Origin of the sequence: Janibacter limosus NBRC 16128, assembly GCF_001570985.1 — a bacterium.
Lineage (GTDB): Bacteria > Actinomycetota > Actinomycetes > Actinomycetales > Dermatophilaceae > Janibacter > Janibacter limosus.
The window spans coordinates 59,631-77,218 of record NZ_BCSS01000011.1 but is presented as its reverse complement, the minus strand read 5'-3'; the positions used below and the strand labels follow the sequence as shown (position 1 = coordinate 77,218).

Sequence of the window (17,588 nt, the reverse complement as noted above, 5' to 3'; positions counted from 1 at the left end):
CCCTTTGTACCCGACGCGGGAGCCTTCACACCTCTACCAGGCGTACGGCTCGTAGTTCTTCAGGAAGACCCCGTGCAGGTCCTCACCGCGCTCGCCACGCACGATCGGGTCGTAGACACGGGCGGCACCGTCGACGAGGTCGAGCGGGGCGTGCCATCCCTGGGCCGCGATCTCCAGCTTTTCGTGGTGCGGACGCTCGTCGGTGATCCAGCCGGTGTCGACGGCGGTCATGAGGATCCGGTCGGTCTCGAACATCTCGCCGGCAGAGGTGCGGGTCAGCATGTTGAGCGCGGCCTTGGCCATGTTGGTGTGCGGGTGGCCGGCGCCCTTGTACCGCCGGGAGAACTGCCCCTCCATCGCCGAGACGTTGACGACATAAGCCCGAGCAGCGTGGCCGACCTCTTCGCTGCGCCGCTCCACTGCGGCCCGCATCGCCGGCCGCAGCCTGGAGACGAGGAGGAAGGGAGCGACCGAGTTGCACATCTGCACCTCGAGGAGCTCGAGCGGGTCGACCTCGTCGACGGTCTGCTTCCACGAGTTGCTCGCGACGACGTCGGGCAGCAGGCCACCGGCGTCGACGGCGGTGCCGGCGAGGTGCGCCTCGAGCGAGGCATTGCCGGCGGAGAGAGCGAGCTTGGTCAGGTCGGCGGCGCTGCGTGCGGCGACGTCCGCGTGCGGCACCGGGTGCTCACCCAGCGTCCCGATGAGCGCGGCCGGGTGCGCCTCGCTCACCCGGTCGAAGGTCAGCATCCTGGGCGTCGCCCCACCGGTCTCCAGCGGCTGGGACTCGCCGTCGACGAGGCTCGAGTAGGCGCCGGGGGAGCGGCGCACGGTCTGGCAGGCGTTGTTGATGAGGATGTCGAGCGGCCCTGCGGCAGCGACCTCGTCGGTCAGCGCGACGACCTGCGTCGGGTCGCGCAGGTCGATGCCGATGATCGTCAGCCGGTCGATCCACTCGGGGGAGTCGGCGAGCTCGGCGAAGCGTCGCGCGGCATCCCTGGGGAAGCGGGTCGTGATCGTCAGGTCGGCTCCGTCGCGCAGCAGGCGCAGGGCGATGTACATGCCGATCTTGGCGCGCCCACCGGTGAGCAGCGCCCGACGTCCGCGCAGGTCCGTGCCCTGGTCGCGGCGCTCGTGGCTCATGGCCGCGCAGTCCGGGCAGAGCCAGTGGTAGAAGGCGTCGACGAGCGTGTAGTCCGCGTGGCACATGTAGCAGCCGCGCGGGATCTGCAGCTCGCCCGCGTAGCGGGCCCCCGTCGAGGAGGTGAGGGGGATCCCCTTCGTCTCGTCGTCGATGCGCAACGGGGAGCCGGTCGCGGTCTGGTCGAGGATCGCCTGGTCGTGGATGACCTTGGGGCCGCGCTCGGCCTGGCGGGCCTCGCGGCGGCGGGTCTTCTTCACCCGGTTGTACATCGAGCTGGTCGCCCGCTTGACCGTGGAGATGTCCTCGTGTCCCGACGGCAGCTCGTGGAGCATCCCGAGGACGCGAAGGGTGGTGGCCAGGTCGTCGGGGTCGACGCCGTCCACGCTGGCAGAGGTGCGTAGGCCGTCCGCGGCCGTAGCCTCGAAGCCGTCGTCAGGCAGGGATTCACTCACGGACCCCGAGGATACGTGGCTTCAGGTGAGGTCGAGGACCTGCTGTGCGCCGAGGGCCACGAGCGCGATGTCCGTCGCCACGGCGATGCGGTCGATGCCCAGGGCCCGCAGCGCGGGGACCCTCGCCGGATCGCCGGCGAAGGCGGCGACCTCGATGCCGTGGCTGCGGGCTGCGGCCAGGATCCGACCGACGGGGCCGGAGTCGGAGGTGTCGGCGAGCAGGTCGTCCAGGCTCATCCCGAGGGAGAGCGAGAGGTCGACCGGTCCGAGGAAGAGCAGGTTGACCCCGTCCAGTGCAGCGATCTCCTCGACGGCATCGAGGGCGCCGGCCGTCTCGATCATCACCGCGCACTGGACGTGGGCGTTGGCGCGCTCGGCGTCCGGGGCGTAGCCGTCCCACATCGGGGTCAACGGTCCCCAGCTGCGCTCACCGAGTGGCGGGTAGTAGGTCGCCCGCACGGCCTCCTGGGCATCCTCGACGGAGGCGATCGACGGGACGATCACTCCGGCAGCACCCGCATCGAGCGAGGCGCCGATCCACGCGTGGTCGACACCGGGGACGCGCACGACGAAGTTGGCCTCGACGTCACCGAGGGCCCGGCCAAGGTCCACGAGGGCGGAGCGGTCGATCGCGCCGTGCTGGGCGTCGAGGGCGAGCCAGTCGAATCCCGTGCCGGCGAGGCGGCGGGCGAGGTCCACGTCATTGCCCATGAGCCACAGGCCGCGCGAGTCCGGACCGATTGCGGCGCGGTCGGGCGGGGCTTCGCGGTCAGGTCCGGCCGGCGTCGTGCTGTACATGGCACCTCCAGGGGCTCTGTGCCCAGCCTAGGCCGAGTCCGGCGGGCATCTCCTTAAGGTCGTGCTCATGGACTCCACCCCAGCAGGCCCCGACCCCTTTGCCGACCGCACCTTCGCTGCCGTGATCTTCGACAACGACGGAACCCTCGTCGACTCGACGGCCTCGGTGGAGCGCTCCTGGGTGCGCTGGGCCCTCGAGCACGACATCGACCCCACGACCCTCGTCGGCCACCACGGCATGCCAGCGCCGGCGATCATCGCCTCGGTGGGGCCCTGGCTGGACCCGGCGGCAGCCTTCGCGAGGATCGAGCAGCTCGAGGTCGCTGACGTCGAGGGGGTCATCGCCCTCGCCGGGGTGCTCGAGGCGATCACGGCACTCGACGGGGCCCCGGTCGCGGTGGCCACGTCGGCGACGCGTGAGCTGGCGCGAGTTCGACTGGCAGCAGCGGGGATCGGCATCGACGAGGTCGTGACCTTCGACGACGTCGAGCGCGGCAAGCCGCACCCCGACCCCTTCCTCGTGGCGGCGCAGCGCCTGGGTGTGGCACCGGCGGACTGTCTGGTCTGCGAGGACGCCCCGAGCGGCATCGCTGCGGCCAGGGCTGCCGGGTGCGCGGTGCTCGCGGTGACGACGACGAGCGAGGCCGACGCCCTGGTGGGCGCCGACCTCGTCGTGGAGTCGCTGGCCGACGTGCGCTTCGCGGTCGTCGACGGGCGGGTGCGGGTCAGCCTGCGCTGACCTGGCCGGCCTGACGGGGCGCGGCCGGGTCGGCTGCGCCGGCACCCATGTCGCGCTCGACATAGGTCTCGATGTCGTTGAGGTCGTCCTCGCTGCGGCGGGCCACGGTGAGCAGGTCCTGCATCTTGGAGACCTCCTCGACCTGCTCCTTGATGAACCACTGCATGAACTGCTCGGCGGCAAAGTCGTTCTCGTCGCGGGCGATCCGGGTCAGGCCGTTGATCTGCGCGCTGACCGTCTTCTCCTGCTCCACCGCGAGCTCGATCGGTGCCACGGCACCCTCGAGGTCGCACCGGGGAGCGGCCGTGGCCGGGATGTTGACCGGCTGGTCGGTGTCGAGCAGGTACTGGACCATCATCAGCGCGTGCCCGCGCTCCTCGGCGGCCTGGCGGTAGAAGCAGCCGGCCAGCTGCGGCAGAGTCATCCCCTCGTAGTACGCGGCGATCGCGAGGTACTGCTGGTGCGCGGCAAACTCCTCACCGATCTGCACGGTGAGCTGGGCGGCGAACTTCGAGGTCGTCATCGCGCCAGCCTACGGTCGGGCCCGCCGCGATTCGAGCAAGGACAGGCGACCCTACGTGCGGTCAGGCGGGTCAGGCGGCAGCGCGCAACTTGGCCTTCTGCTTGGTGGTGACGAGCTTGCGCTTGTGGACGGCGTAGCCGTCGGGCAGCCGGCCCTCCTTGAGCAGGCGGATGGGGCAGGAGCTGCAGCGACTCTTGCTGACGCAGCACTTCTCCTTGACCTTGACCTTGCCGATCTTCACCTTCTTGCCCATGCCCGCACGATAGACCCAGGAGGTTAGGTCTGCCTACCCTGTGTTCTGCTCATGAGACGAAGGGGTTCTCCGTCGACAGCTGCTGTGGTATCCCCGGCTCGGCGTAGTGCTCGATCCCGAAGGCGGCCGCAAAGACCTCGGGGGGCATCTGCAGCATCCCCTGGACGTCGGCCTGGGAGCCGTGACTGGCCAGGGCTGCGCGCTTCCGGTCGATGACCGAGGTGACGTCGAGCGCGTGGTGGATCTCGCTCTCCGGCAAGCCCATCGGGTTGCCATCGTCCATCGGGCCGTCGACGTCCAGGTCAAGCTCGAGCCCTATCTCCTTGGCCTGGGCGAGCTGGGCGCGCATCCGGTCACGGTTCATCGTGTTCTCGAGGAGGCGGGGTCGTCGGGCGGCGAGCTCGGCGGCCCGATGGGCGACGTGGTGGACCTTGACGTGGTCGGGGTGGCCGTAGCCGCCGTGCCAGTCGTAGCCGACGAGGATGTCCGCGTCCTCCTCGTCGAGGATGCGCGCCAGCCGTCCGGCGGCCTCGTCGAGGTCGGCGGAGTGGAAGGAGGTCTCGTGACCGTTTTGCTCCCACCCGGTCATCCCGGAGTCGGCGTACCCGAGCCACTCGACGCGGACCGTGCCCGTGATCGCAGCCGAGGCCTCCGCCTCGCGCTGGCGGTGGTCGGCGAGGCTCCCCCCTTCGCCCAGGTCGTCGGGGACCGTGCCGTGCTCGCCGTGGGTGGCGTAGACGACGACCACCCGGTGGCCGGCGTCCGAGGTGAGGATCATCGAGCCGGCGGTCCCGCTGGCCTCGTCGTCGGGGTGGGCGTGGAAGAACACGGTCGTCGTCACCGGACCATCCTGCACCCGCTCGCCGACAATCCCGTTGCCTCACGCGACGAAGGGGAGAAGTCTCACCTCATGACCGCTGACGCGCAGGCCCACTGGCTCCCCTTCGACAGCTATCTCACCGCGTTGGAGCGGGAGACCGCACGCTTCCGTGAGTGTGTCGGCGCGGCCGACCCGGGGGCGCCGGTGCCCAGCTGCCCGGACTGGGATGTCGATGACCTCCTGTGGCATGCCGGTGGCGAGGTGCAGGACTTCTGGGCATGGGTCATCGCCAACCGGCCGGAGGCGCCGGATGCATATGAGGAGCCCGCCCGCCCCGCGGACCGGGACGGGCTGCTGCGCGTCCTCGACCACGCCCACGAGGAGCTCATGCTGCGACTGCGCAATGCCGACCCGGCAGACGCCGCCTGGTCGTGGGCCGGCGACCCGGCGCTGCACACGGTGGGATTCACGATGCGCCGGCAGGCGCACGAGATGCTCATCCACCGGGTCGACGCCGAGCTGACCGTCGGCGACCCCACCCCGCTCGACACCGGCCTGGCGGCCGACGGCGTGCTCGAGGCCCTCGACTGGATGTACGGAGGACTCCCTCGCTGGGCGAGCTTCGCCCCCGGTGGCGGCACCGTGGCGGTGCACATGACCGACACGGGCCACCGGGTGCTCGTCACGCTCGGTCGCATCACCGGCCGCAACCCGCACGACGGTGCCGACATCGACCAGCCGCACCTGCGCGTCATCGATCGCGCGGCGCACGGCCACGGTGGCGCCGACGCGGTGATCGCGGGGACCGCGCAGGACCTCGACCTGTGGCTCTGGCACCGCGGCCCCGCGCACCCGATCGCGATGGAGGGTGGTGAGGGTGTGATCGACCAGCTGACGGCGGTGCTGGGCGAGCCCGTGGACTGAGGGACCCACCCCATCAGCGTTCCGCAGAGAGGACCCGGTTGACGTGGGGAGGTTTGGTGAGGCTAGCCTCATGTCAACCTCATCAGCAGGCGTCCGGCATCGTGCGGTGGCGCCCCCTTCGGAAGGACCCCCCTTCGTGCTCTCCCGCACTCGCTCCCTCGCCCTCGTCGGTGGCCTCGCCCTCGCCCTGTCCGCCTGCGGCGGAGCCTCTGACGCCGAGACCGCCGCCGGCCCCACCATCGAGGTGGAGGACAACACGGGCGCGGTGGAGGTGCCGCAGGCGCCGGCCTCCGTGGTCGCGACCGACAACCGCACCTTCGAGACCCTCTCCGACTGGGACGTGAAGCTCTCCGCGGCAGCCGTCACCCTGATGCCGGACACGATCGAGTACACCAAGGACGACAGCATCGTCGACCTCGGCAGCCACCGTGAGCCCAACCTCGAGGCGATCGTCGCCGCCAAGCCCGACCTGGTCATCAACGGCAACCGCTACGCCGACCACGAGGCCAAGCTCAAGGAGCTGGCGCCCAAGGCGGCCTTCCTCAACCTCGACCCGCGCGAGGGTGAGCCGCTCGACGACGAGCTCAAGCGCGCGACCAATGTCCTGGGCGAGGTCTTCGACAAGGGGGACGAGGCCGCCAAGCTCGGCAAGGACCTCGACGCACAGGTCGCCCGGGTCAAGGAGGCCTACCAGCCCGGCGACACCGTGATGGCCATCAACACCTCCGGTGGCGAGCTCGGCTACATCGCGCCGACAGTCGGGCAGACGCTCGGCCCGGTCTTCGACCTGCTCGACCTCAAGCCGGCCCTCGAGGTCGAGGGTGCGAGTGACGACCACCAGGGCGACGAGGTCTCCGTGGAGGCCATCGCCAAGGCGGACCCGGACTGGATCCTCGTCATGGACCGCGATGCCGCCGTGGCTGCCGACGAGGAGGGTTACACCCCCGCCAAGCAGCTCCTCGAGGACTCCGACGCGCTCAAGGACGTCACCGCGATCAAGGAGGGCAATGTCGTCTTCATGCCCGCGGACACCTACACCAACGAGGGCATCCAGACCTTCACCGAGTTCTTCACGGACTTCGCCGACGCGCTGGAGGAGAAGAAGAGCTGATTGCCACGACCGCTGAGCGCGGCGCCTCCAAGGGACGCCTTCTCGACCCGAAGCTCGCCCTCGGCATCCTGGCCGTGGGCGGGCTCCTCGTCGTCTCCCTCTTCACCGGCGTCTACGACATCTTCGGCGGTGAGCGGGGCGGCGAGATGTTCGCCATCACCCGTATCCCGCGGACCGTGGCGCTCGTCCTCGCCGGCGCCGCGATGGCGATGTCCGGGCTGGTGATGCAGCTGCTGACGCAGAACCGCTTCGTCGAACCGACGACGACCGGCACCACCGAGTGGGCCGGTCTCGGCCTGCTCGCCGTGATGATCCTCTTCCCGGGGGCCAGCCTCATGGAGCGGATGATCGGCGCGATCATCGCGGCCTTCATCGGCACCATGGTCTTCTTCCTCTTCCTGCGCAGGGTGACCCTGCGGTCCTCGCTCATCGTCCCGATCGTGGGGATCATGCTGGGCGCCGTCGTGGGGTCGGTCTCCACCTTCATCGCGCTGCAGACCGACATGCTGCAGAATCTGGGGATCTGGTTCGCCGGCAGCTTCACCTCGGTCCTGCGCGGGCAGTACGAGGTGCTGTGGATCGTCGCCCTCGTGGCCGTCGCCATCTTCGTGGTCGCCGACCGCTTCACCGTCGCCGGTCTCGGTGAGGAGATCTCGACCAATGTCGGGCTCAACTACAACCAGATCATCCTCATCGGGACCTGCCTGATCGCCGTGGCGACCGGGGTCGTGACGGTCGTCGTCGGCAACCTGCCCTTCCTCGGGCTGATCGTCCCCAACATCGTCTCGATGTTCCGCGGGGACGACCTGCGCAGCAACCTGCCGTGGGTCTGCCTGCTGGGCATCGCCATCGTCACCGTCTGCGACCTCATCGGACGCACGATCATCGCGCCCTTCGAGGTGCCGGTCTCGCTCATCCTCGGGATCGTCGGGGCGACCGTCTTCATCGCCCTCCTGCTGAAGCAGCGTCGCCGTGGCTGAGGCACCCACGCGGCCGCGCGTGACCCCGCCGATCACGGACTCCGTGGTGACCACGGGCGAACGCGCGTCAGGCCCCCTTCCCACCGCCCGCTCCCGCCGGCGCTACCGGATCGTCCTGACCGTGCTCATCGTCCTGGCGGTCGGCTTCGGCTTCGGACACCTCGCCTGGGACAACCCGATGCCGCTCGGCTCCGAGGGCTTCTGGCTCGTCGCCGAGCTGCGGGCGAGCTCTCTCGTGGCGATGGCGGTCGTCGCGGTCTGCCAGGCGATCGCGACGGTGAGCTTCCAGACGGTGACCAACAACCGGATCATCACGCCCTCGATCATGGGCTTCGAGTCGCTCTACGTCGCGGTGCAGACGGCCGCCGTGTACTTCCTCGGCGTCGCGGGGCTGGGCATGCTCACCGGGCTGCCGCAGTTCGTCCTGCAGATCGCGATCATGGTCGGACTCTCGCTCGCGCTCTACGGCTGGTTGCTCTCCGGGCGCTACGGCAATGTCGAGATCATGCTGCTGATCGGCATCGTCATCGGCGGCGGGCTCGCCTCGGTCTCCTCCTTCATGCGGCGGATGCTCACGCCCAGCGAGTTCGACGTGCTCACCGCGCGGATGTTCGGGTCCATGGCCAACGCCGACCCGATGTACTTCCCCGTCGCGATCCCGCTGTGCATCGTCGCCGCTGCCCTGCTGTGGCGGCGCTCGAGCCGGTTGAACGTCGTGGCACTCGGCCGCGACACCGCCACCAACCTCGGGCTCAACCACCGCCGCGAGCTCATGGTGACCCTCTTCCTCGTCTCGATCCTCATGGCCGTCTCGACGGCGCTCGTCGGGCCGATGACCTTCCTCGGGTTCCTCGTCGCCACGCTCGCCTACCAGTTCGCCGACAGCTACGACCACCGGCGGATCTTCCCCGTGGCAGTGCTCGTCGGCTTCGTCGTCCTGTCGGGGGCGTACTTCGTGATGAAGCACGTCTTCTACGCGCAGGGCGTCGTCTCGATCATCATCGAGCTCGTCGGGGGCTCGGTCTTCCTCATCGTCATCCTCCGCAAGGGGCGCCTGTGATCACCTTGACCGATGTCCGCAAGAGCTACGGCAGCGAGGTGACGATCGGACCGGTCGACCTCGAGATCCCGGCCGGCGGTGTCACCGCTCTCGTCGGTCCCAACGGCGCCGGCAAGTCGACGCTGCTGACGATGATCGGTCGCCTGCTCGACCTCGACGAGGGGGCCATCGAGGTCGCCGGCTACGACGTGGCGAGCACCAAGTCAAAGGACCTGGCCAAGGTCATCTCGATCCTGCGGCAGGAAAACCACTTCATCACCCGGCTCACCGTGCGCCAGCTGGTGGGCTTCGGTCGCTTCCCCCACTCGCAGGGGCGGCTGACCGTGGAGGACGAGGAGGTCATCTCGCGCTCGATCGACTTCCTCGACCTCGGTGGGCTCGAGGGCCGCTACCTCGACCAGCTCTCCGGCGGCCAGCGGCAGCGGGCCTATGTCGCGATGGTGCTGTCCCAGGACACCGACTACGTGTTGCTCGACGAGCCGCTCAACAACCTGGACATGCAGCACTCGGTGCACATGATGCGGATGCTGCGCCGGGCCGCGCTCGAGCTGGGTCGCACGATCATCGTGGTCCTGCACGACATCAACTTCGCCGGGCACTACTCGGACCGGATCTGCGCGGTGAAGCAGGGCAAGGTCGTGGAGTTCGGCACGCCCGACGAGATCATGACCGACGAGGTGCTCACGCGCGTCTTTGACACCCCGGTGCAGGTGATCGAGGGCCCCAACGGGCCGCTCGCCGTCTACTACTGACAGGTGACTCGCGGGTACGACGTGCACCTTCGGTCGCGAGGGTGGCCAGAAGCCCGAGTTGTCGGGGTCGGAGGATCGAGCGGTGACGGCAGGTGCACGTCGTACCCGCAAGTAACGTTGGGTGCTCAGCCCGCGACGGGCTCGGAGACCGGCTCGTGCGTTGGCGGGGCGAGCTCGTCGCGCCGCTCGTAGGCCCAGCCGGGCCCGCGCAGCAGGAAGCCGAACCGGTCCGACCACGTGGGCGACGAGGCGATGTCCGAGGCGATGTCGCGCCACTCGTGGGTGGCGATCGTGCCGAGGTTGTAGGTCTCGATGTTGCGGGTCAGGCCGTAGCGCACCCGCTCGACCTCGGGCTCGAAGGTGCCGAAGAGCTTGTCCCACAGGATGAGGATCGAACCGTGGTTGATGTCGAGGTATTGGCGCTGGCTGCCGTGGTGGGCGCGGTGGTGGCTCGGGGTGTTGAGCACCTTCTCCAGCCAGCCGATCGACTGCACGGCCTCGGTGTGGATCCAGAACTGGTAGATCAGGTTGATCGCGCGGGCGTCCTCGATGTAGCGCGGTGGGATGCCCAGCAGGGCGAGCAGTCCGTACGGGACGGACATGGTGACGCCGTCTGCCACCGGCTGACGCAGTGCGGTCGAGAGGTTGTAGCGCTCGCTGCTGTGGTGGACGACGTGCACGGCCCACAGCCACCGTGACTCGTGGGCCAGCCGGTGGTTCCAGTAGTAGATGAAGTCCCAACCGGCAATGGCGATCAGGTAGGCAGCGGCGCCGGAGCGCATCGACAGCGGGCTGTGCCGGGCGAGCCGTGTCGCGGAGGTCTGGATCGCCCAGATCGAGGCGGCGGCCACGGCGGTGGATCCGACGGCCGCGACCGCGGAGCCCGAGGTCATCAGGCCGAGGGCGTCGACGCGTGAGCGGACGGTGGTGGGCAGCGTCTGGTCGGAAGGGAGGGTCCCCGCCGCGGGCAGCCTGCCTCCGTGGTCCGCGCGCCGGCGCAGGACATCGCCGACGGTCGTCGCGACCCCGGCAGCCACCCCGAGGCCGACCAGAACATTGCCCGCCCGGGTGCGGCCGGGGGCGAGCCGGCGGATGATCGGACCGGTGACGAAGGGAGCGATCAGGCTGCCGATGCCCATGGCCAGGCTGGCGATCGTGTCATTGAGCTCGTAGTCGCCCGCGCGGTCCTCGCCCGGGGCGGCGGGGTGCTTGCGCTGCCACCAGAACTCGGCGCCCATGGCACCGACGAAGGCCGGGATGGCCAGCACGGTGAGATCGGGTCGCTGCATGTCGGGGCTCCTTTGCCGCATCGAGAGGGGGGCAACTGACTCTAGAGTCAGTTCAGGCCGGTGACAAGATGTGCCGCATCACAGGAGGAGGAGATGTGACCGGGATCGGGACGAAGGGCGTGGCTCGCGCCGAGCGCAGGCGGCAGCTCGTCGACGAGGCCGTCGAGGAGCTGGGCCGGAGGGGCTATGCCGGGGCGTCGATGGCCGATGTCGCCGAGCGCGCCGGTGTCTCCAAGGCGATGGTGCACAACGTCTTCGGCTCCAAGCAGTCGCTCGCACTGGCCTGTCTCGAGGAGGTCGGGCCCGGCCTGGTCGCGTCGATCGCGATGGCGCAGACGGCGAGCGACCCCGGGCAGCGGGCGCAGGAGACCTTCACCGCGATCTTCAGTGCGATGGCTGACCACCGCCACGCGTGGGCGCTCATCAACGACGAGACCCTGCCCGAGGGGTCCGCCGCTGCGGCCCGCGCGATGGAGCTGCGGGTGCAGCTGCGCACGATGGGGACCGTCGGCACCCGGGACGTGCTCTCCAGCGCCGGCCTGACGGACCCGCTCGACCACGACCTCCTCGACCGGCTGTGGGAGTCGATCGTCGCGGCCGCAGTCACGTGGTGGCAGGACCACGAGGGCCACTCCGCCGAGGACATGGCGGCTCGGCTCGCCCGACTGCTGGGCGTGGTCACGCTGTCGCAGTGACTCCCGATGGGCCGGTCATCGACTCCCGGTCGGCAGGCAGTGCCCGGCTGGCCCGATAAGAGCCGAAGACGGCGATCACCAACCCGACGGGCACGATGACGAGCAGGGCGCGGTGCAGACCGACGGCTTCGGCGCTCAGGCCACCGACCGGTGTCGCGAAGGCGTCGGAGAGGATGCCGACGAAGATCGGCCCGAGGGTCGCCCCGACGAGGTTGAAGGACGCGAAGTAGACCGCGATGGCGGTTGCTCGCATGTCCGGTGGCGTGACATCGGCGATCGCGGGCGAGGCTGCGGCGGAGAGGAACTGGGTGCCCGTCCAGCCGGTGGCGAAGAGGGCGATGAAGAGCACCGCGTTGTCGGACCCGAGGAGCAGGGCCGCGAGGGTGAGGGGGATGGCGAGGGCGAATCCGATGGCCGGGACGACGAGGCGACCGGAGGGGTGGCGATCGGTTGCGCGGTCGGCCAGGCGTCCGCCCACCAGCAGGCCGACGATCCCGGCGAGACCGAGGATCGCTCCGGCGCCAATGGACGCGGCCCCGATCGGCAGGCCGAAATAGCGCTGCAGGAGCGGGACGATGAAGGTGGCGACGCCGTAGGTCGGGATCTGCAACCCGATGCCGGCCACCATGAGCCAGGTGATCGTGCGGATCCGCAGCACCGCCCGGTACGGATGCCTCTCCTGCGCGGCCGCGCGCATCTCGGCCGTGTCGGTGGCGCCACGCTCCGGCTCCTTGATGACGAGCATCGCGATCGCGAGCAGGAGACCGGGCACCGCCGCGATGATGAAGGGGGCGCGCCAGGTCCCCGTGGCCTCGACGACGACTCCGACGGTGAGGAAGGCCAGCAGGAGCCCGATGGGGATGCCGAGGGAGACGATGCTGATGGCGCGGCTGCGGCGCTTCGGCTCGTAGGCGTCGCAGATCAGGGCATTGGACGCCGGCCCGTAGCTGGCCTCGCCGATCCCCACGCCGAGCCGGAAGAGGAAGAGGAAGAGGAAGCCCTGAACCAGTCCGCTCGCCCCGGTGAAGAGGCTCCATACGACGAGGCCTCCGGCCATGACATAGCGGCGTGGCACCCGGTCGGCCAGCCGCCCGAGGAGCACCCCGGCGATGGCGTACACGATGGTGAAGGACCCCCCGAGCACACCGATCATCGTGTCGCTCAGGCCGAACTCGTCCTTGAGCGGCTCGACGATGACCGCCGGGATCGTCCGGTCGTAGAAGTTGACGACGTTAGCCAGGGTGAGCGTCGCCAGCAGGTACCAGCGCTGGCGGGACGTCACGGCGTCGGCGAGGGCCATGGGCACAGTGTGGACCGCAGACGGCGTGAGGGGGAGCCGCAGCGCTCAGCTCGCCGCCATCCCCCAGCGCACGAGGCGGGTCGAGGTGTGCCCCGCGGCGCGGGCGAGAGTGCGCCGGCCGCCCCGGGTCGCTGGCAGGTCGAGCATCTCGCCGGCCCAGGGCGGCAGGACCGAGAGGGCTCCGGCGGCGATGAGGCCGTACCCGGGGCGGGCGAGCGCCGGAAGCGGGGGCTTGCGCAGCAGGAAGGTCGCTGCGTCGCGGGCCGCCTCGGTGATGGCGAGCTCGGGCCGGTAGTCGGCGAGCTGGGCCTCGAGGTCCGCGACCGACGTCGGCAGGTCCCGACCGCCGAGGCGGTGCGCCGGGACCGCGGCCTGGGCGACATAGGTGTCTGCCTCGTCGACGGTCAACGGCTTGGCCCCGAAGTGCTGATGGGCGCGCAGGAAGCACCAGACCTCGGCGACGTGGACCCAGCGCAGGAGGTGCGGGTCGTCCGCCGCGTAGGGCACGCCCAGGTCGTCGGTGCCCCGGACCCGCGAGTGCACCGCCCGCACGACGTCGACGGCCTGCTCCGCGTGCTCGATCGTGCCGTAGGTGGTCGTGGCGATGTAGTGGCTCGTGCGCTGCAGCCGGCCCCACGGGTCGCCTCGGAACCCGCTGTGACCGGCGACGCCCGCCATGGCCGATGGGTGCAGGGACTGCAGCAGCAGGGCTGCCACGCCACCGCTGAACATCGAGGCGTCGGCGTGGACCCGCCAGATCGGGTCGTCGCTGCTGAACCACCGTGGGCCCGGCGTGTCCCAGATGCGCGCTGCGGCCTCGCGGGCGTCGGGTCCCGCCACCCTGCTGCGCAGTGCCTCGGCCAGACGTCGCTGGGCGGCGTCGATGGTCCGTGAGGTGAGGACGCGGGAGGCTCTGGCCACTCGTCCAGCCTAGGACGCGCTGGCGTCCAGCCATAGTGTCGAGGCATGACACCGAGAGCAGGCCACTGACGATGAGGTGGCGCCGGACCCCCCTTCGCCTCGAGGAGGCCGGGCCTGCGAGCGTCGACGAGGTCTGGCGCAGGTACACCACCCCCGCGCTGTGGGCCGGTTGGGTGCCAGGTGCTGTGTGGACCCCCACGGTGGGACCGGTCCGGGTCCGGATGCGGCACGGCGTCGACCGGTCATGGAGGGGCAGCCGGGCGTGGGTGGAGATCGACGCGCCCCGACCGCTCGCACTGCCTTATGCGCCGATCGCGCGCCTCGCCCTGCGCCGACTCGTCGCCGCCTGAGGCTCGCATAGGGTCGGCGGGTGATCGAGCGACTGACGTGCTTCACCGGATCCACCCCCGGCAACGACCCCAAGTGGGTCGATCTGGCCCGTGCGGTCGGGTCCGACCTCGCCGACCGCGGGATCGGGGTGGTCTACGGCGCGGGCGGAGGTGGCCTGATGGGTGCTCTGGCCCAAGGGGCCCTCGACGCCGGGGGAGAGGTCATCGGTGTCATCCCCGAGTTCATGATCGAGCGGGAGTGGGGCCGGGATGACCTCACTGAGGTGCACGTGGTGCAGACCATGCACGAGCGCAAGGCGCTCATGGCCGACCTGACGAGCGCCTTCCTCGCGCTGCCGGGCGGGATGGGCACGCTCGAGGAGATCTTCGAGGCGTGGACCTGGCGGCAGATCGGCCTGCTCGACAAGCCGGTGGGCTTCCTCGATGCCGACGGCTTCTGGACGCCGCTGCTCGACTCCCTTCGCGGCATCTCGCAGGCCGGCTTCATGTCCCGGGCGAGCCTCGACGACATCGTCGTGGCGCCTGACCTGGACTCCGCTCTCGCCGGCCTGGAGTCCCGAGGCGTCGGTACGCGGATGCTGCGTCCACTCACCTGAGGCCTCTTCGCATCTCCTCAAGGCCGTGCACCCCCGCGGTCGCATCTCCTTGAGGTCGTGCGAATCAGGCGATGTCCGGCCGGGTACCGATGAGTCGCAGTGCGGCGCCGTCGCACTGCGGGCAGGGGTGGACGAGGGGTGCGTCCACCTCCGGCCACACGATGCGGAAGATCCCGTCGGTCGTGCACCCGTAGGCCACGATCCGGGCTCCCTTCGCGGGCGGGGTCTGCGGTGCCTGACGGCGGTACGGGACGAAGGCGGGTTGGGCGCGCATGAGCAGATGATGCGTTGATCTCGTTACCTGGTGCGGACGCTTGTGTTTCACGCACGTTGCCGGCCCGGATCGAAGGGGGGAAGCCGTGCGATGTCGTCCGCGACGGCCGAGTAGCGTTGTGCCCATGACTGAGATGCGCGCGGAGAAGGACAGCATGGGCACCATCGAGGTGCCCGGGGACAAGTACTGGGGAGCGCAGACCCAGCGCTCGCTGGGCAACTTCGACATCGGCCGGGACACCTTCGTGTGGGGCCGCTCGATGATCCGTGCGCTCGGCACGCTGAAGAAGTCGACGGCCCAGGCCAACGCCGAGCTCGGCGAGCTCCCGCAGGATGTCGCGGACCTGATCACCCAGGCCGCCGACGAGGTCATCAAGGGTGACCTCGACGCCCACTTCCCGCTCGTGGTCTTCCAGACCGGCTCGGGCACGCAGTCCAACATGAACTCCAACGAGGTCATCTCCAACCGCGGCATCGAGATCGCTGGCGGCGAGATGGGCTCCAAGGCGCCGGTCCACCCCAATGACCACGTCAACCGCGGCCAGTCGAGCAACGACACCTTCCCGACCGCGATGCACATCGCGATCGTCCTCGACCTCAACGAGCGCCTCTACCCGTCGGTCAAGCAGCTGCGCGACACCTTCGACGCCAAGGCCAAGCAGTACGCCGACGTCGTCATGGTCGGCCGCACGCACCTGCAGGACGCCACCCCGGTCACCCTCGGTCAGGTCATCGGTGGCTGGGTCGCGCAGATGGACTTCGCCCTCGAGGCCGTGAAGTACGCCGACGAGCGCGCCCGCGAGCTGGCCATCGGTGGCACCGCAGTCGGGACGGGCCTGAACGCCCACCCGAAGTTCGGTGCGCTCACCGCCGCCAAGATCACCGCCGAGACCGGTCTGGACTTCACCCAGGCCGACAATCTGTTCGCCGCACTCTCCGCGCACGATGCCCTCGTCGAGGTGAGCGCCTCCCTGCGCACCCTCGCCGGCGCCCTGATGAAGATCGCCAACGACGTCCGCTGGTACGCCTCGGGTCCGCGCAACGGCATCGGCGAGCTGGCCATCCCGGAGAACGAGCCGGGCTCCTCGATCATGCCGGGCAAGGTCAACCCGACCCAGGCCGAGGCGATGACGATGGTCGCCACGCGGGTCTTCGGCAATGACGCGACGGTCGGCTTCGCGGGCAGCCAGGGCAACTTCCAGCTCAATGTCTACAAGCCGGTCATGGCGCACGCGGTCCTCGAGTCGATCCGCCTGATCGCCGACTCCTGCGTCTCCTTCGACGAGAACTGCGCCGTCGGCATCGAGCCGGTCACCGAGGTCATCGAGGGCAACCTCGAGCGCAACCTCATGGTCGTCACGGCGCTCAACCGCCACATCGGCTACGACAAGGCAGCCGCCATGGCCAAGAAGGCCCACAAGGAGGGCACGAGCCTGCGCGAGGCGGCCATCGCTTCCGGCGACATCTCCGGCGAGGACTTCGACGCCTGGGTGGTCCCGGCGGACATGACGCACCCGAGCGCTGGCTGACCACTGAGCACAGAGCGAAGGGGAGGGGAGACCGACCGGTCTCCCCTCCCCTTCGTCGTGGTCGGGTGGGTCTAGAAGCTCTCGTCGGCGACCGCTGTGGTCGCGTCGGATCCCGATGTGTAGCCGCCGAGCAGCTCCGCGAGGCGAAGGGGGCCGCGCGCCTCGTCGTGCCGCCCGGCCCGCTGGAGGGAACGGCCGAGGAGCAAGTGGGCGTAGGCGTCGTCCGGGGCCTCCTTGAGGACCTGGCGGCAGGCGGACTCGGCGCGCCCGAGCTGCGCGGAGTGGAAGTAGGCGCGAGCCAGCAGCAGATGCATCTCGGCGGTGCCGTGGCCGATCGGGTCGGCGTCATCACCGGCTCGGGCGGTGGCCAGGTCGGTGAAGAAGTCCTCGAGCTCGCGTGCGGCCTCGGTGTACCGGGCGTCGTCGAAGGCCTGCTTCGCGCGCTCGTACCGCTCGAAGCCGTAGAGAGTGTCGGTGCGCGTCATCATGTGCGTCTCAACCTCCTCGAGTCGAGAATCATTCCCATCAGCTGGCGAAGTCCGCCAGCCACCGCCCCAGTTCACGCGCGCAGCCGTCGACGGCAGCCGACCAGTCGTGGGCGGTCTCGTCCGCGTTGTCGCTGACCATCTTGACCAGGTGCACGGGCACGTCGAGCTCGGTGCAGGCCAGTGCGATGGCGTAGCCCTCCATGTCGACGAGGTCGGCCTGCCGGGCCAGCTCGTCCCGGACGGTCGGGTCGGTGACGAAGAGGTCCCCGCTCGCGAGGGTTGTCGCGTGGGAGGGGTTGATCGCGATCCGCTCGCGCGGGTCGATGCCGAGCTGGCGGATCGCTTCGGCGGACAGGTCGTGGTTGAGGACCGTCCCGATCTCGTGGACTCCGCTGATGCCCTCCCGCAGCGCGCCGGCCGTCCCGATGTTGATGACGACGAGCTCGTCGCGCCTCGGGTGCTCGCAGATCGCGCGGGTCACGGCGACGGCCGCGAGGGTCTTGCCGACCCCCGTGATGAGCACCTCCATGCCCTCGGGGACGTACGCGGCCTCGGCCGCGATGGCGGCGACGACAAGTGGTTGCATGGGGC

21 protein-coding genes are annotated in these 17,588 nt (G+C 69.9%); 10 read left to right on the top strand and 11 right to left on the bottom strand.

Translation table 11 applies throughout. The features are described from left to right. Window positions 1–33 precede the first annotated feature (33 nt). Window positions 34–1,527, bottom strand: a complete 1,494-nt coding sequence (locus JLI01S_RS06025; RefSeq protein ID WP_068261531.1) for an SDR family NAD(P)-dependent oxidoreductase — start codon at window positions 1,525–1,527, stop codon at window positions 34–36. Window positions 1,528–1,617: 90 nt separating this feature from the next. Further along, window positions 1,618–2,394 (bottom strand): HpcH/HpaI aldolase family protein, encoded by a 777-nt coding sequence (locus tag JLI01S_RS06020; protein ID WP_068261527.1) that lies wholly within the window; start codon window positions 2,392–2,394, stop codon window positions 1,618–1,620. A gap of 67 nt (window positions 2,395–2,461) precedes the next feature. Here JLI01S_RS06020 and JLI01S_RS06015 point away from each other — a divergent pair, with 67 nt between their 5' ends. Further along, on the top strand, window positions 2,462–3,133 hold the full coding sequence (locus tag JLI01S_RS06015) for an HAD-IA family hydrolase (protein ID WP_068261525.1): 672 nt from the start codon (window positions 2,462–2,464) through the stop codon (window positions 3,131–3,133). On the opposite strand, the gene JLI01S_RS06010 is transcribed toward JLI01S_RS06015, so the two are convergent. From JLI01S_RS06010 to JLI01S_RS06000, 3 genes are all read right to left on the bottom strand, one after another. Further along, on the bottom strand, window positions 3,120–3,656 hold the full coding sequence (locus JLI01S_RS06010) for a ferritin (RefSeq protein WP_068261522.1): 537 nt from the start codon (window positions 3,654–3,656) through the stop codon (window positions 3,120–3,122). The genes JLI01S_RS06015 and JLI01S_RS06010 overlap by 14 nt on opposite strands. 70 nt (window positions 3,657–3,726) lie before the next feature. Further along, window positions 3,727–3,909, bottom strand: a complete 183-nt coding sequence (locus tag JLI01S_RS06005; RefSeq protein WP_068261519.1) for a hypothetical protein — start codon at window positions 3,907–3,909, stop codon at window positions 3,727–3,729. A 49-nt stretch (window positions 3,910–3,958) separates the two neighbouring features. Then, a complete protein-coding gene (locus JLI01S_RS06000) occupies window positions 3,959–4,750 on the bottom strand; it encodes a PIG-L deacetylase family protein (protein WP_068261516.1) in 792 nt (263 codons plus the stop codon). 69 nt (window positions 4,751–4,819) lie between these two features. Between JLI01S_RS06000 and JLI01S_RS05995 the strand changes: the two genes are divergently transcribed. From JLI01S_RS05995 to JLI01S_RS05975, 5 genes are all read left to right on the top strand, one after another. Then, window positions 4,820–5,653, top strand: coding sequence for a maleylpyruvate isomerase family mycothiol-dependent enzyme (locus JLI01S_RS05995; RefSeq protein WP_068261514.1), 834 nt, complete (start codon window positions 4,820–4,822; stop codon window positions 5,651–5,653). 136 nt (window positions 5,654–5,789) lie between these two features. Then, entirely contained in the window at window positions 5,790–6,764 is a 975-nt protein-coding gene (locus tag JLI01S_RS05990; RefSeq protein WP_068261511.1) for a siderophore ABC transporter substrate-binding protein, read from the top strand. A gap of 74 nt (window positions 6,765–6,838) precedes the next feature. Continuing rightward, window positions 6,839–7,744, top strand: coding sequence for an ABC transporter permease (locus tag JLI01S_RS05985; RefSeq protein ID WP_369407367.1), 906 nt, complete (start codon window positions 6,839–6,841; stop codon window positions 7,742–7,744). A 31-nt stretch (window positions 7,745–7,775) separates the two neighbouring features. Further along, complete coding sequence (locus JLI01S_RS05980) at window positions 7,776–8,804, top strand: iron chelate uptake ABC transporter family permease subunit (protein WP_068261587.1); 1,029 nt, start codon at window positions 7,776–7,778, stop codon at window positions 8,802–8,804. Next, window positions 8,801–9,556, top strand: coding sequence for an iron ABC transporter ATP-binding protein (locus JLI01S_RS05975; RefSeq protein WP_068261506.1), 756 nt, complete (start codon window positions 8,801–8,803; stop codon window positions 9,554–9,556). The genes JLI01S_RS05980 and JLI01S_RS05975 overlap by 4 nt, the downstream gene beginning before the upstream one ends. Before the next feature lie 125 nt (window positions 9,557–9,681). Here the strand turns inward: JLI01S_RS05975 and JLI01S_RS05970 are convergent, their stop codons facing one another. Next, window positions 9,682–10,845: a sterol desaturase family protein gene (locus JLI01S_RS05970; RefSeq protein WP_068261503.1), complete on the bottom strand. Its 1,164-nt coding sequence runs from the start codon at window positions 10,843–10,845 to the stop codon at window positions 9,682–9,684. A 95-nt stretch (window positions 10,846–10,940) separates the two neighbouring features. Between JLI01S_RS05970 and JLI01S_RS05965 the strand changes: the two genes are divergently transcribed. Then, a complete protein-coding gene (locus tag JLI01S_RS05965; RefSeq protein WP_218005467.1) occupies window positions 10,941–11,540 on the top strand; it encodes a TetR/AcrR family transcriptional regulator in 600 nt (199 codons plus the stop codon). Here the strand turns inward: JLI01S_RS05965 and JLI01S_RS05960 are convergent. Then, window positions 11,524–12,840 carry a spinster family MFS transporter gene (locus JLI01S_RS05960; RefSeq protein ID WP_068261500.1) on the bottom strand — a complete coding sequence of 439 codons (1,317 nt, stop codon included), beginning with the start codon at window positions 12,838–12,840 and terminating at the stop codon, window positions 11,524–11,526. The two genes, JLI01S_RS05965 and JLI01S_RS05960, sit on opposite strands and share 17 nt — an antisense overlap. 45 nt (window positions 12,841–12,885) lie before the next feature. Continuing rightward, on the bottom strand, window positions 12,886–13,761 hold the full coding sequence (locus JLI01S_RS05955; protein WP_084349228.1) for an oxygenase MpaB family protein: 876 nt from the start codon (window positions 13,759–13,761) through the stop codon (window positions 12,886–12,888). A gap of 71 nt (window positions 13,762–13,832) precedes the next feature. Between JLI01S_RS05955 and JLI01S_RS05950 the strand changes: the two genes are divergently transcribed. Both JLI01S_RS05950 and JLI01S_RS05945 read left to right on the top strand, forming a co-directional pair. Beyond that, entirely contained in the window at window positions 13,833–14,111 is a 279-nt protein-coding gene (locus tag JLI01S_RS05950) for a hypothetical protein (RefSeq protein ID WP_068261497.1), read from the top strand. A gap of 20 nt (window positions 14,112–14,131) precedes the next feature. After that, window positions 14,132–14,707 (top strand): LOG family protein, encoded by a 576-nt coding sequence (locus JLI01S_RS05945; RefSeq protein WP_218005466.1) that lies wholly within the window; start codon window positions 14,132–14,134, stop codon window positions 14,705–14,707. A 64-nt stretch (window positions 14,708–14,771) separates the two neighbouring features. On the opposite strand, the gene JLI01S_RS05940 is transcribed toward JLI01S_RS05945, so the two are convergent. Continuing rightward, window positions 14,772–14,981 (bottom strand): hypothetical protein, encoded by a 210-nt coding sequence (locus tag JLI01S_RS05940; RefSeq protein WP_068261494.1) that lies wholly within the window; start codon window positions 14,979–14,981, stop codon window positions 14,772–14,774. Window positions 14,982–15,105: 124 nt separating this feature from the next. On the opposite strand from JLI01S_RS05940, the gene fumC reads away from it, so the two are divergent. Beyond that, window positions 15,106–16,509, top strand: a complete 1,404-nt coding sequence (gene fumC, locus JLI01S_RS05935; protein ID WP_068261491.1) for a class II fumarate hydratase — start codon at window positions 15,106–15,108, stop codon at window positions 16,507–16,509. Between the two features lie 71 nt (window positions 16,510–16,580). Here fumC and JLI01S_RS05930 read toward each other — a convergent pair whose 3' ends face one another. Next, window positions 16,581–16,997, bottom strand: a complete 417-nt coding sequence (locus JLI01S_RS05930; RefSeq protein ID WP_068261486.1) for a tetratricopeptide repeat protein — start codon at window positions 16,995–16,997, stop codon at window positions 16,581–16,583. 37 nt (window positions 16,998–17,034) lie between these two features. Beyond that, window positions 17,035–17,583, bottom strand: coding sequence for a nucleosidase (locus JLI01S_RS05925; protein WP_068261483.1), 549 nt, complete (start codon window positions 17,581–17,583; stop codon window positions 17,035–17,037). Between the last annotated feature and the right edge of the window lie 5 nt (window positions 17,584–17,588).